This window comes from Alteromonas genovensis (genome assembly GCF_010500895.1).
GTDB lineage: Bacteria > Pseudomonadota > Gammaproteobacteria > Enterobacterales > Alteromonadaceae > Alteromonas > Alteromonas genovensis.
Genome location: NZ_JAAAWO010000009.1, coordinates 60,626 through 74,682 on the forward strand (window position 1 = coordinate 60,626; position 14,057 = coordinate 74,682).

Here is a 14,057-nt window from a genome sequence, read left to right on the forward strand (position 1 = left end):
TTGATTGGCAAATAAAAAGGCCAGTTTTTATCAACTGGCCTTCTTTCTTTTATCGTTTCTGTGCTGCCAGTCATTAGCAGCGAAAGCCGATAAATATTAAGGACGAAGTGCTCTATCACCCCGCGCTAAACCGCACACGCCGGTTCGTGAAGATTCAATCACCTCAGCACATTGCCCCATAGTGGCGGCAAACGCGTCGAGCTTATCGGTAGTACCGGTAATCTCAATGGTGTAGTTGTTGGCATTCACATCGAGAATACGACCACGAAATATATCTGAATTACGCTTCACTTCTGCGCGCACTGACTCTGTACGAGTAGCGACCTTGATTAACATCAGTTCGCGCTCAATGTGCGTATTTTCCGTTAAATCGGCCACTTTAAGTACGTCGATAAGCTTGTTCACCTGCTTGGTGATCTGCTCTATCACCTTATCATCCCCGTGGGTGATAATCGTTAAACGAGACAAGCTTGAATCGTCTGTAGGCGCTACACATAACGAATCAACGTTATATCCACGCTGTGAGAATACACCAACAATACGTGATAGTGCGCCAGGGGCGTTTTCCATTAATACTGAAATAATGCGTTTCATCAGGTTCGCTCCGTCTTGCTCAAGCGCATGTCATCCATGGCGCCGTACTTAATTTGCATTGGATATACGTGTTCGTTTTGATCGATGGCAATGTCCATAAATACAAGTCTATCTGTATAGCTAAAGCATTTTTCCATCGCTGCATCTAGGTCTTCTAACTTGTCGACCTTAATACCAACATGCCCATAGGCCTCAGCAAGCTTAACGAAGTCAGGCATAGAATCCATGTAGGAATGCGAGTGGCGACCTTTATAAATCATATCTTGCCATTGGCGAACCATTCCAAGGGCACGGTTGTTCAACGAAATAATCTTAATTGGTAGGTTGTACTGCAAGCAGGTAGACAACTCTTGAATATTCATTTGAATACTACCGTCACCAGTGACTACAACCGATGTGGCTTTAGGGTGAGCAAACTGAACGCCCATGGCCGCTGGCAAGCCAAAGCCCATGGTGCCAAGGCCACCTGAATTTATCCACTGACGAGGTTTGTCGTATTGATAATACAATGCCGCAAACATTTGATGTTGGCCAACATCTGAACTCACAAACGCTTTTCCATCGGTATGTTTGTACAAGGTCTCGATAACGCGCTGAGGCTTTATGACTTCCTCGCCTTGCTCGTAATTCAAACACGTCTTTGCACGCCATGTTGCAATTTGTTCCCACCAATCGGCAAGCTTCTCTGGCTGATGTGATAAGTCTTTCTTATCTACTTGGCTAAGAATTTGATCCAATACTTTATCTACCGAGCCCACAACAGGAATGTGTGCGTTTACGGTTTTTGAGATTGACGCTGGGTCGATATCTACGTGAATAATGTCTGCATGGGGACAGAACTTGTCCACATTGTTTGTCACGCGGTCATCAAATCGAGCCCCCAATGCAATAATACAATCGGCATTGTGCATCGATTTGTTGGCTTCAAGGGTGCCGTGCATGCCCAACATACCGATAAACTGCTTGTGCGTGCCTGGCATTGCACCTAAACCCATAAGTGTACAAGTTACAGGAGCATTGAGCTTTTCTGCCAATTCAATCACTTTACTTGATGCATCGCATGCTACTGCACCGCCGCCAACATAAAGTATGGGGCGCTCGGCCTTAAGTAGTGACTCTACCGCTTTTTTAACCTGCTTTGGGTGGCCTTTTTCAGTGGGGTTATATGAGCGCATAGTAACATCGCTTGGGAATACATAGGGATGTTCATCTGCCACACTCACCAAGTCTTTTGGTAAATCAACCACAACAGGGCCAGGACGCCCCGTGTTTGCAATATAATAAGCCTTAGCAATCGCCTCTGGGATATCCACTGAACGCTTAACAAGAAAGCTGTGCTTAACGATAGGGCGCGAGCACCCAACCATGTCCGTTTCTTGGAATGCGTCTTCACCAATGTGCATAGACGGTACTTGCCCTGACAGCACAACCATAGGAATTGAATCCATATAGGCTGTGGCTATACCGGTGATCGTGTTTGTTGCCCCTGGACCTGAGGTGACGAGAACGGTGCCGGTTTTGCCAGTTGAACGTGCATACCCATCCGCCATATGTGCGGCTGCCTGTTCATGACGCACGAGGACATGTTTGACATCTTCTTGCGCATATAACGCATCGTAAATGTCTAGTACGGCTCCACCTGGGTAGCCGAATACATGAGTCACTCCTACATCTTTTAGCGCTTCAACCACCATGGCTGCGCCCGACATCATTTTCACTGTTGTATCTCCCATAAAAGGTTATGTATTGTCAGCTTTCGTTGACCATGTCTGGACTATATCGAAGCTATTAGGAAGATAAAACACCAAATTGAGGAAAAGTGAGATATATATCCCAGTAACGAGGATTTTTAGGATAAACATTTCGAATGCAGCGAGCTTGCAACCTAAATTAGGATAGAGTTTTACATTGATTTAACATTTATTAGGATCAATACATCTTGTGCACAGGTATAGGGTAAAGGTAGACACGACTTAATCTGATATGTCTACATCAAGGTCGCTATTATCACTTATGGTTGTATCGCTTCCATCATCGCCATCCTCAAGAATTGGTTTTTGAGAACCGTAAATACTCGCTGCTTTTGGTCGATTTATGCGTCGTTGATACTTTAACCACACCCTCTCTTGAGGCGTTGCTGGCTCGCGATGGCCTAGTGCTGATTCGAGGTAGGATTGCTCTTCATCATTTTCGGGCGTTATGTGGCCATCTACAAGCGCTGCAAATAATCCCCCTGTAGACTGCAGAAGTTTGCTCTCTGAAATAGAGAAATCACCGGAACGGGCAAAGCCATACGGGTAATTTTTTTTATCCACAAACAATTTACCCACTACCTGCTCTTTCGTCATAACCGACATATTCACCCCGTTCAACACATGTTAGCTTGGTGGTAGCTGGCAACACACGCGCTCAGCTATGCAATAGACTTTTTACCCGACATCTATCGATAGGTTTAGTTTGGTTTATAGCGGCTGTCAAACCGAAAATACACGGTAGTAAAAACTTAATATATTAAGGTGGTTTGAAGACAGAAAAGGCCGCAAATGCGGCCCTCTAAATCACGGTTGATGAAACGCTTTTTTACCGTTTCTCACTTATCCACACAGTAATAGTTCCATCAACCACTACTGTGCCCTCTTTGTTGTATGCTTTTACTGAAATAGGCAGGTTACCGGGCTTCCATGCATCTTCTGGCACTTCGGCAACACAACGTATATCGGAGTCTGCTTTTGCTGGGTACTTCACTTCCATACCTTTAGGAATCCACCGCAAATGTTTAGGAATAGATGCCTCGCACATAAACCCCATCGCCATTTCTAGTCCGTTACAAATTGCAATAACATGCACCGTGCCGATATGGTTTTCTATTGCTTTACGCTTCTTAAGATTGACCTCACAATAATTCGGTCTGACGTCGGTAATTAAAGGCGATACGGTAGAGAAATAAGGCGCTCTTCGAGCAGAGTACCAACTGAACAGCTTTTTACCGAAAGGCAGTTTAAGAAATTTATTGTAGGTGTTTAGTACGTAGTTATTGGACATAGTATTCAGTGTTCCACAGCAACGGTATACGCGTATGTTAAAAATTGAGCTGGCATCTTGTAACAGCAAGCACACATCTGGTTAGACCAGCAAGAGTAGCGTTTGATTCGGTTAAAAGCAATGAGACAAAAAAAGCCCCGCGCACTTTCGTGGCGGGGCTGTTATTTATCTCACCTAGATTACATGTTGTAATTCAGACCAAGGAAGAAGAAACGTCCTCGAGGGCCTGCTGGACGAGAAAGCGTACCTAAATACGGGTCTTCTTCGAACGCATTATTCACACCACCGTAAACTTCTAGCGAATCGTCAAAGGTATAAGACACAGAAAAGTCGTGAACTAGCGCAGAACCTGTAGATGTAATGCTGACGAAGTCAGGGTTGTTTTCAATATCTTGATTCTCTAACCCCGGAAGTAATTGCGAACTTTCGTAACGCCCTTGCCATCCGATAACAAAATCGCCAATTAAATAATCAACGTTCATGTTCACTATCCACTCTGGGCGACTAAATGTGCCAAGTACATCAGTCACTTCATCCGGTGCCGACACGTCGCGAACTTCGTCATTCTTAAGGAAGTTGGTGCCGTTAAGGGTAAAGTTTAAACGAGAGTCTGTGTCGGTTAATTCAGCTAAGTCAAAACCATAATCAACACGGAAATCGATTCCTGAAGTTTCCACTGCTGCTAGGTTGATAAACCCTGAGCGGAAGTTAGAAATAGAACCGTTAGTTGCATTTCGGTCTACCGCATCGCAAAACTGGTTGTTGATCGTTGGTGCATCAACGCAGTTAGACGCAATGTCAAACCCAGTTAGGCTGTCGATAAGTCCATCAATTTGGATGTTGTAATAATCGAGCGTGAATACTAGCCCATCAAACAAACCGTCCAACTCGCCAGCGGGCATCCACACTGTACCAATCGTAATGGTTTCCGCTTCTTCTGGTGATAAGTCTGGGTTACCACCTGTGGTTCCAGCGACGAAGGCCGACAAGAAGTTAGTTGAATCATATGAGCCGTCGGCGACGCTATCGCCGATTAATGCAATACAGTTTGCTTCGCGGAATTCAGAACCCGCTTCAATAAAGTTTTGGTTACATGGGTCGTCACCTGCACCAAGGGTTGCAGCAAACGTTGGCGCAAATGCTTCGTTTATATTTGGAACACGTACTGCTTCAGAGTACGTAGTACGCACACTGAAGGTTTCTACAGGAGACCATACCGAACCCACTGTCCACGCATCATGAGTGCCGTATGGGTCGTAGTCTGAACTACGGTATGCGGTACGAAGCTCAAGACGCTCGGCGAAATCCATTCCCTCTAATAGTGGAATAGTGGCTTCTACAAAATATTCTGAAACATCGTATTGGCCATTTGATGCGTTCGTTGGTCCACTGCGTGAATCTAGTGTGCCAAATGTCAGGCCAGATGCAGAATAAGGGTCTGGTGTAAAAGTACTTGTTTCACGACGCCATTCGTAACCTAACGCAAACGATACTGGACCGGCTGGTAGTTCAAATAAATCAGACGAGTTACCTGATATAACAGCAAGGAAGTTCTCTTGTTCAATTTCGTTTTGCGACGTCGCCGGCTGGAAAATAAACGCAGCAGCCTCGGCGCTTACTGAATCTTTTCCAAATAAGTTAACAGGAACACACGAACCGTCACCAGGTTGGAAAGTATTAAAACCAAAGTTGCCATTAACCGTAGGAAATGGTGACGTTGGTGGCAGTGCAGAACCGTCTAAATCTGAACGACACACGGTTTCGCCAGTTGTTGGGTCTGTAACCGCATCTATAGCTGCGAAATAGCGGTCTTCTAAACGAACTCTGGATGTAATATCAGCATCCGTACGACCGTAGTTATAAAATACTTCGTATTCTAATTCGGTATTAGGAATGTAACCGTCGAAGCCAGTGACTATACGGAACGTTTTGCGCTCGGCTTCAGGGTTTGAGGTTGCATTGAAATCTAGAACGTCGCGAGACATTACCAAATTGACGCTTTCTCCCTCACCATTAAGCTGATTGATTTGAGCAAGTAGCGCACTAGGTACAAACGGGTTGTCTAACGAGATTGGAATATCATCGTTAAAGCCGTTTACTTGGTTGGTTTCCTTTGTTTCACTTGAAACAAACTTAGCATCAACAAAGAAGTTTATAAAATCATTTACTTCATGGTTAGACACCGCTTGAACTAACAAACGCTTAGATTCAGGCAGAATCAATTCGCTATCTGGGGATGCAGGAACACCGTCACCGCCACTTGCATCAAAGGCACCCACATAGACATCGCCTGGGTTGTAGGCACGTAAATTACCGTCTTCACCAATTACCTGACAGGTTGGGATCATTTGTGAGCCGATAGTGGCACAACCTGCAGCACCGCCAGAATCAAGTACGTCAAAAAATGCACTGCCAGTGAGTGAAATTACACCGCGATCACTTGAAATAGGCAGGCGATAATTAGGTACCCATGTATTATCAAAGCGAGCATCTACACCAAAAGCTTCCTGAGTAGCCTCTGAGTTAGCGACTTGAGAGAATAAACCTGAACCCGCAAAGTCTCTGTCGCGAGCAAATACGGGGCTGGTTTCTTGATATTCAACGGCAAAAACAAGGTCACCGCGATCGCTCGTAAAACCGTTTGCTAATGATAAGAAGAATTCATTGGCATCGCCATCATCAGTAACACCGGTTTGCGTACGAACTTCTAAGCCATCAAACGATGCGCCGTCGCGCATATTGAAGTTAACAACACCGGTAACCGCATCGGCGCCGTATACCGCTGACGCACCACCCGTTAACACTTCTACATTGCGAAGCAGTGCAGTAGAAAGAGCATTGACATCAACTGAGCCTGTTCCTTCAATACCAGAAACATGGCGGCGACCATTTTCCATGACTAGGGTTCTTTCACTACCTAGGTTACGTAAGTCTAATAAACTTGCACCTAGTGGCGTACCGCTGAACGCTGAAAATGAGCCAGGAAGTGAAGCCTGTAGCTGTGGAGACTCACGCAGCATGGCACCAAGGTCGATTTGACCTGAAGTTTTAATGTCGCCCGCGTTAATGGCCAAGACTGGGCTTGCCGCACTTAATGATGAATCTTGCGCAACACGAGAACCGGTTACCACTACTTTTTCGACTTCCCGTTCTTTAACTTCAGTCTCTTCCTGAGCCTGAACTGCTCCTGCACTTACGGCCAATGCCGACGATACGGCAAATGCTAGTACAGAAATGTTATTGCGCTTTGATAAATCAAAAGCCATGTGTGTTTCTCCGAATATTTTCTTGTCTGTTTAAGCCACTATTCTTAGTGATAGCTACCGGCAGTAAGACTGATTATGCGTACCTCTACAACAAGCAACATTAAGGTGCTCACGTGGTGTACTATCATTTTTTGTCTGGTATTTTTTCTGGATTTTTTTCTGGTTTTACCCAGAAAGTTATATTTATTTACTTTTAGCATTTATGGTTTAGCAAGCACTGTGCCCAGTATGTGTTCACTTTTGTACTGCGACAGCCCATAAAGGCTGGTGATTATGCATACTTATTTATAAAAATCTATTTAATATGCAAAAGGTCAACCAAGAAAACCATCGACCGCACTATTTTTGTGCAATCATATGGAATTAAGCCATTGTAAATCGGCATTAAGTAGAGATAGAGTGCAGAAAAAACGCGTAGAATAGCGAACACCGTATTTCTAGCGCACCAATAAAAGGCAAGTTACGATGCATAATGATGCACTTAGTATGAATACACTAATCGTTAATTTATGAAAATGAAGTAAACAGGCTGGTGCGGGAAACGTTATTTGCTAACTGGCCGACACTCAGTCGCGACCCCGACCTTGGCAAGGTCGTGCTCTACCAACTGAGCTATTCCCGCATAGAGTCGATGCTGATGCATCTTTTTGAACACCAACGCATTTGATTTTACGTTAGTTAGATTTGAATTTGGAGCGGGAAACAGATTTGAACTCGTTGTGAAGCAATGGCCGACACTCGGTCGCGAGCCCATTAGGGGGCGCATCGAAACAACGAGATAAGTTTCAAGATGTCTGAAAAGTTTGGAGCGGGAAACGAGATTCGAACTCGCGACCCCGACCTTGGCAAGGTCGTGCTCTACCAACTGAGCTATTCCCGCATAGAGTCGATGCTGATGCATCTTTTTGAACACTAATGTTGTTGATTAGACATTAGATTTGAATTTGGAGCGGGAAACGAGATTTGCCAACTGGCCGACACTCGGTCGCGGGCCCACATGGGGTCGCGCTTTTCGCACTCACTAACTGACGTTTTATCCGTTAGTTAGATTTGAATTTGGAGCGGGAAACGAGATTCGCCAACTGGCCGACACTCGGTCGCGGGCCCACAAGGGGTCGCGCTTTTCACGCCCACTGAAAGTAATGTTTACTATCAGGTTTAAAATTTGGAGCGGGAAACGAGATTCGAACTCGCGACCCCGACCTTGGCAAGGTCGTGCTCTACCAACTGAGCTATTCCCGCAACAAAAAGGCACTTCGTTTGAAGTGGTGCGCATTTTACAAAAATTTTGGGGTAACGCAACCTTTTATTCTACTTTTTTAGTGCCTTTGCACTTGAGTGCTTAAATCGTAAACACTTTCTCTCTGTAATAGCGCATCTCTTCGATAGACTCGCGAATATCGTCGAGTGCAAGGTGAACGCCTTTTTTGTCAAAACCAGATAATATTTCAGGCTTCCAACGACGAGTTAGCTCTTTAATTGTACTGACATCAATACTGCGGTAGTGAAAGTAGTCTTCGAGTTCTGGCATATATTTCACCATAAAGCGTCTGTCTTGCCCTATGGTGTTTCCGCATAGTGGCGATTTACCAGCATCAACCCATTGCTGCAAAAACGCTATGGTTTGCTCAGCAGCTTCGCTCTCGCTCACCGTACTTTCTCGACAACGCTTTGTTAAACCGCTTTCGCCATGCACTCGCGTGCACCACTCGTCCATGGTATCTAACACGCTATCACTTTGGTGAACGGCAATAACAGGCCCTTCGGCAAGGATGTTTAACTGTGCGTCAGTCACAATGGTAGCAATCTCCATTACCACACAGGTTTCGGGATCTAACCCTGTCATCTCCATGTCTATCCAAACAAGGTTACTGTTATCTTTACTCATATCATTCCTCTATGCGTTACAGACATGGCAACCATGCCCTACAAACGTTATTATTGTATTAGTATACGTGAAACTAGAAAATAATCGTGGCGAAAAAACCAAAACTTACTCAAAGACAAAAGCGTCAAGTTGCAACTAACCGTAGCAAACGCTTGCAAGAAAAACACGCGAGCTCATCATCCTCTACACCGGATGAGAGCGCGCTGCTGAGCGGCACCGTCGTGGGTCGCTTTGGCAAGCATGCCGATGTAGAGGACACTAGCGGCACTATTTCACGTTGTCACATTCGCCGCACGGTGGACTCCGTAGTGTGTGGAGACAAAGTCTTTTTTAGTAAAGGTGATACCACTGACACCGGTGTAAACGGTGTTATTGAAATTGTCAAAGACAGACACTCTGTACTTACCCGTCCCGACTTTTATGACGGCGTAAAACCCATCGCCGCGAACATAGATAGAATTATTGTAGTGAGTGCTATTCTGCCCTCGCTTTCAACCAATATTATCGACCGCTATCTTGTTGCCTGTGAAGACATAGGCATAACACCGCTGATAGTGATTAATAAGGTTGAGCTACTTAGCGACGAAGAACGAACTGCGGTGGCAAATCAGCTTACCACCTATGAAAAACTGGGTTATGAAGTGCTCTACACTAGCTGTGCAACTGGCGAAGGCATCGAAGCGCTTAACGACTACTTAAATAATAGTATAAGCGTATTTGTTGGCCAGTCTGGCGTGGGCAAGTCTAGCCTAATAAATCAGGTACTGCCTGACGCGGATGAACTCACGGGCGAGATTTCAAATAACTCTGGGTTAGGTCAGCACACCACCACAACAGCGAAACTGCTACACCTTCCTGCGGGAGGAGACTTAATAGACTCTCCTGGAGTGCGAGAATTTGGGCTTTGGCACATTCCCAGCGAGCGTATCACTTGGGGTTTTATTGAATTTAGAGATTACCTTGGCGGATGTAAGTTTAGAGACTGTAAGCACCTAAACGACCCTGGGTGTTTAATTAAAAAAGCGGTCGAAGAAAACGAAATAAACAAAGAACGCTTTGAAAGTTATCATCGAATTTTAGTCTCGATGGAAGAAAATAGGCCGAGCCACAGTCAGCCTCCGGGGGCTTAAAAAGCTCTAGCGTCAAAACCTTTAGTCGCGTACTTATATCGACTTGGAAGCATCCATAATCTTTAAGTAGTTTGTCGTTGCGCAACATAAGGTACAATCTCACCCGTTGAAAGGGCCTTGTTAGAAAAATGGAGAATTTTTAGTGTTAGATTGGCTTAAAGTTAATTTACAGTACGTAACCCCAAAGCACCTCATATCACGCTTGGTGGGAAAGCTTGCTGAAGCAGAAATGGGTAGCGTAACCACATCGTTAATCAAGCTTTTTATAAAGCAGTATAATGTGGATATGTCAGAAGCCTTGCACGAAGACCCTTCTCATTATCGAAGCTTTAATGCTTTTTTCACGCGCCCTTTAAAACCCGAGGCTCGCACCATCGACGACAACGACGATGTGCTGATCCATGCTGTAGATGGAACCGTCAGTCAGTTTGGCGATATTGAAAGCGACAGCATATTTCAAGCCAAAGGACACGACTTTAGCTTAACCACGTTACTAGGTGGCAAGCCAGATATCGCTGCTCCTTACAAAAACGGCAAGTTTGCAACTATCTACTTAGCGCCGCGAGACTACCATCGTATTCATATGCCTGTTGAAGGCACCCTTACAGATATGATTTATGTGCCTGGCGAACTGTTTTCAGTTAATCCACTGACCGCAGAAAACATACCTGGATTATTCGCTCGAAACGAGCGGGTCGTCGCTATATTTGATACCCCTGTGGGCAAAATGGCAATGGTACTTGTTGGTGCCACCATTGTGGCAAGTATTGAGACAGTGTGGGCGGGCACGGTTACACCACCAGCGGGTCAAAATGTGCAGCACTGGACTTACGAGCAAGACAGTGAAGCTGCCGTTAAGTTAGAAAAAGGTGCCGAATTAGGCCGCTTCAAACTGGGCTCTACTATTGTGGTGTGTTTCGAGAAAGACACCATAGATTTTGAAGATCTTGTGCCGGGTATGGTCACCCGTCTCGGTGAGCCAATGGCAGCAAAACGCAGTGCCGATACCACTGACACTTAATTTATGGATGCTGTTAAAAAAAGCCTGATATCGCTGCATTTTACTGTTGTTCTGCTTGGTGGTACGGCGCTTTTTTCTCGTCTTATCCCGTTAAGTGCTAGCGATATCACGCTGATACGCTCTGTTTTTGCGTGTATCGCCCTATTTGCATTTCTAACCTTAACGAAAGACGAGCTATCACTTCGTTCTCGCCGTGATTACCTAATTGCTACCGGACTAGGCGTGCTTATGGCACTGCATTGGATTTCATACTTTGCGGCCATGCAGTACGCCGGCGTATCGGTAGGAATGATTGCCCTTTTCACCTTTCCTGTTATCACCGTGCTCATTGAGCCTTTTTTTGAAAAAACAGGATTGGTATGGCAAGACATTGTATCGGCCCTCACCGTTATTGTAGGCGTGTATCTTATTGTGCCCGAGTCTTCGTTGGAAAATGAAGTCACGCTTGGTGTATTGATAGGCATTGGCTCGGCTATTTTGTACGCGTTTAGAAATATTATTCATCGCAAGCATTTCAAGCAGTATAGCGGTGCAAAAGCCATGGCTTGGCAAACGCTCGTGATCATCGCGGTGCTGCTGCCAACCATAAGTAGCAGAATTGGCGAAGCAACAACTCGCGATTGGCTCATGCTATTGCTATTAGGTACTGTTTTCACTGCGCTGCCACACGCCCTTATTGCTGCCACTCTACGCCATTTGCGCGCAAAAACCTTTTCTCTCATCGCTTGCATGCAACCCCTATACGGCGTCGCACTCGCTATCATTGTGCTTGATGAAAGCCCAACGTTTCGCACCCTCATTGGCGGTATTCTTATTACATCGGCATCGGTTTACGAAACGCTTAATACGCACAAACTCCATCAATCAAACGTACAAGATGAGTAGGAATAGCTATGCGTATTTTTGCCCACCGTGGTGCCAGTAAAGCCGCTCCCGAAAATACACTCAAAGCCTTTCATTTGGCTTTTGAGCAGGGCGCTGATGGCATTGAGTTTGATACTTATCAACACGACAGCGGCATTATTGTTTTTCACGACAGGCTGCTGCTTCGACGGGCCCGTACTCCTGGTTATTTATTAGATACGCCATGGTCTACCTTGCGCCACTTAGATATTGGTGAAGGTGAGTGCATTCCTACGTTGGACAACACCCTAGCTACGGTGCCTATAGGGCGCTGGTGCAATATTGAAATAAAGCACCTTCAGTGTATCGACACTTGGGTAACTCAAACTAAACAGGCCATCGCACAAAGTGCGGTTGCAGAAGAGCAGGTGCTTGTATCGTCATTTAACCACCATTGGCTTGCTGGTATTGTCGCTCGTTGGCCCGAGGTAAAAATAGGTGCATTAACCGCAAGCTACGAACTGGACTGCACAGCAAGTGCAATAGCACTTAACGCTTACTCTGTGAACATTGCATTAGACGCAGTAGAAAAAGACTTTGTGGAAGAAGTGCGCTCTCAAGGCTTTGAAGTGTATGTGTACACGGTGGATGAACCAAGAGATATGCAGCAGTTAGCCGCGTGGGGAGTAACAGGTATATTTACCAATGTGCCGAATAAAGCGATTGAGGTTTTGAGGTAAAATTCAAATCTGAAGTAGTCGGCTACTTTGCCTCTGTCGATAAGTGATTCGACAATACAGAGTTTTTGCAGCACTTACATTGACGGCAAAGACGCATGTTTACCCAATGCCCCGCTACAATCAAAAATGCACCCGTCGCTATAGTGAAGGGCTCGTAGGACTCGCCAAATATATCTTTATTCCAATAAATTACGCCACCGGTTAACAGCAAAGCAAGTGGATAATACCGACCGTGATAACGGGTTGCACCGCTAATGAGGGCTACTGCGCCAACCAATAAAGAAAATGACAAGATGGTGCGCTCGAACCAGACCTGAGCAAAAAAGGTTGAACCAATCAATGGCAACAGAGGAATAAGTACTGGCAGCGCAAGGCAATGCAGCGCACACAGACCAGACACCCAAATGCCTAATTTGTCTAATTTGTCTAATTTCGCTGGATTGTCATCAAGAGGAGCCATGGATACCTTATATTAAAACGTGTCAGAGACGTTATAATATAACAAATTGGGAGAAATGAAAAATTTCTTCGCATTAAACTTTATATCGAATTCGCGCAGTTCATGTCCGATTGCACTCTATCGTGCTACTCGTTTGGAGAGGATGCGCCGCTATCGGTGGAATAAGTGGCGAGCAACTGGTCGCTTTGCTCGTCTTTTGCGAAATAATCTGCAATGGATAACAGGTTGAATCCCTCAGATTCTAAAGAAGGTAACTGCTGCTTTAAAAATGCGATGGTTTCAGGGTGGGGATGGCCGATAACAACCACATAGCCTTTAGCTTTTGCTATATCTTTCATTCTCTTAAATTGGCGTTCGAAAAATGCCGTGTTGCGCTGATGATCTAAAAAAATCTGGCGGCTGGCATTTGGCACCCCCACCCGTTCAGCAACTTCTTGAGCTTTGGTTAAGACGGTTGTCCTGCTGTCTACAAAAAACAAACCTTGGCGCTTAATTTCTTCCATAAGCGCTTTCATTGAGTCTTCTTGCCCAGTGAAGGCGCTCCCCATGTGGTTATTTACCCCAATTGCATTAGGAACACTTTTGATGGCTTTTCGCAATGTATGGGTAATGGCACCAGGAAACATATCTGTACTCAAACCTAAGGGCCCCATGGACTTGTGATTTGTGGCTTGCATCGGCATATGCAACATCACAGGGCGACCTTCATTTTCAGCGCGTTGAGCAATGCTTGTTGACAGCGGCGTTTGCGGAAGAATAGAAAACGCCACCTCTTTAGGAAGTGAAAATGCGGCCACATCAGTAGGTCTGTAGCCAAGGTCATCGAGAATAACAATGATATTAGGCTTTGCAAAAGCAGATAAGCTTGTGAGGCTGCAAGTAGCAGCACTCATCGCTATAGTTACGCTAATTAAAAAACGACGCACGTGCACCTAACAATATCCATTGATTTATTATTATTTGTTCCTGGTATTTACCAGCGCTTATTATAAACACCAAGCCAGTGAAACAGACGACTAAGAGGTGTTGACCTAGCATACCAAGTAATGAATTTGACACAACTCGCCGTGCAG

The 14,057-nt window shown here is 45.2% G+C and carries 12 protein-coding genes and 3 tRNA genes; 4 read left to right on the plus strand and 11 right to left on the minus strand.

Annotated elements, in window-relative coordinates; all coding sequences use genetic code 11:
• Positions 1–96 precede the first annotated feature (96 nt).
• The 9 genes from ilvN to orn form a co-directional block, all read right to left on the minus strand.
• Positions 97–594 carry an acetolactate synthase small subunit gene (ilvN, locus tag GTQ48_RS12400; protein WP_032095445.1) on the minus strand — a complete coding sequence of 166 codons (498 nt, stop codon included), beginning with the start codon at positions 592–594 and terminating at the stop codon, positions 97–99.
• The gene (locus GTQ48_RS12405) at positions 594–2,312 is read right to left on the minus strand and encodes an acetolactate synthase 3 large subunit (protein ID WP_032095485.1); all 1,719 of its coding nucleotides are present in this window, start codon (positions 2,310–2,312) and stop codon (positions 594–596) included. Before GTQ48_RS12405 ends, ilvN begins: the two co-directional genes overlap by 1 nt.
• Positions 2,313–2,567: 255 nt before the next feature.
• Positions 2,568–2,951: a MaoP family protein gene (locus tag GTQ48_RS12410; protein WP_203565214.1), complete on the minus strand. Its 384-nt coding sequence runs from the start codon at positions 2,949–2,951 to the stop codon at positions 2,568–2,570.
• 223 nt (positions 2,952–3,174) lie between these two features.
• Positions 3,175–3,636: a hotdog fold domain-containing protein gene (locus GTQ48_RS12415; protein ID WP_163106977.1), complete on the minus strand. Its 462-nt coding sequence runs from the start codon at positions 3,634–3,636 to the stop codon at positions 3,175–3,177.
• A gap of 179 nt (positions 3,637–3,815) precedes the next feature.
• Entirely contained in the window at positions 3,816–6,902 is a 3,087-nt protein-coding gene (locus tag GTQ48_RS12420) for a TonB-dependent receptor domain-containing protein (RefSeq protein ID WP_163106978.1), read from the minus strand.
• A gap of 530 nt (positions 6,903–7,432) precedes the next feature.
• Positions 7,433–7,524 (minus strand) — tRNA-Gly (locus GTQ48_RS12425).
• 182 nt (positions 7,525–7,706) lie between these two features.
• A tRNA-Gly gene (locus GTQ48_RS12430) sits at positions 7,707–7,782 on the minus strand.
• Between the two features lie 286 nt (positions 7,783–8,068).
• A tRNA-Gly gene (locus tag GTQ48_RS12435) sits at positions 8,069–8,144 on the minus strand.
• 100 nt (positions 8,145–8,244) lie between these two features.
• On the minus strand, positions 8,245–8,790 hold the full coding sequence (gene orn / locus GTQ48_RS12440; protein ID WP_032095449.1) for an oligoribonuclease: 546 nt from the start codon (positions 8,788–8,790) through the stop codon (positions 8,245–8,247).
• 86 nt (positions 8,791–8,876) lie between these two features.
• Between orn and rsgA the strand changes: the two genes are divergently transcribed.
• The 4 genes from rsgA (at position 8,877) to GTQ48_RS12460 (ending at position 12,524) form a co-directional block, all read left to right on the plus strand.
• Complete coding sequence (gene rsgA / locus GTQ48_RS12445) at positions 8,877–9,920, plus strand: small ribosomal subunit biogenesis GTPase RsgA (protein WP_163106979.1); 1,044 nt, start codon at positions 8,877–8,879, stop codon at positions 9,918–9,920.
• A 142-nt stretch (positions 9,921–10,062) separates the two neighbouring features.
• A complete protein-coding gene (gene asd, locus GTQ48_RS12450) occupies positions 10,063–10,941 on the plus strand; it encodes an archaetidylserine decarboxylase (protein WP_163106980.1) in 879 nt (292 codons plus the stop codon).
• Between the two features lie 3 nt (positions 10,942–10,944).
• Entirely contained in the window at positions 10,945–11,826 is an 882-nt protein-coding gene (locus tag GTQ48_RS12455; RefSeq protein WP_163106981.1) for a DMT family transporter, read from the plus strand.
• 8 nt (positions 11,827–11,834) lie between these two features.
• Positions 11,835–12,524, plus strand: coding sequence for a glycerophosphodiester phosphodiesterase (locus tag GTQ48_RS12460; protein ID WP_163106982.1), 690 nt, complete (start codon positions 11,835–11,837; stop codon positions 12,522–12,524).
• Between the two features lie 22 nt (positions 12,525–12,546).
• Here the strand turns inward: GTQ48_RS12460 and GTQ48_RS12465 are convergent, their stop codons facing one another.
• The gene (locus GTQ48_RS12465; RefSeq protein WP_163106983.1) at positions 12,547–12,984 is read right to left on the minus strand and encodes a MerC domain-containing protein; all 438 of its coding nucleotides are present in this window, start codon (positions 12,982–12,984) and stop codon (positions 12,547–12,549) included.
• 125 nt (positions 12,985–13,109) lie between these two features.
• Positions 13,110–13,910 carry a divergent polysaccharide deacetylase family protein gene (locus GTQ48_RS12470; protein WP_338023320.1) on the minus strand — a complete coding sequence of 267 codons (801 nt, stop codon included), beginning with the start codon at positions 13,908–13,910 and terminating at the stop codon, positions 13,110–13,112.
• Positions 13,911–14,057: the final 147 nt, after the last annotated feature.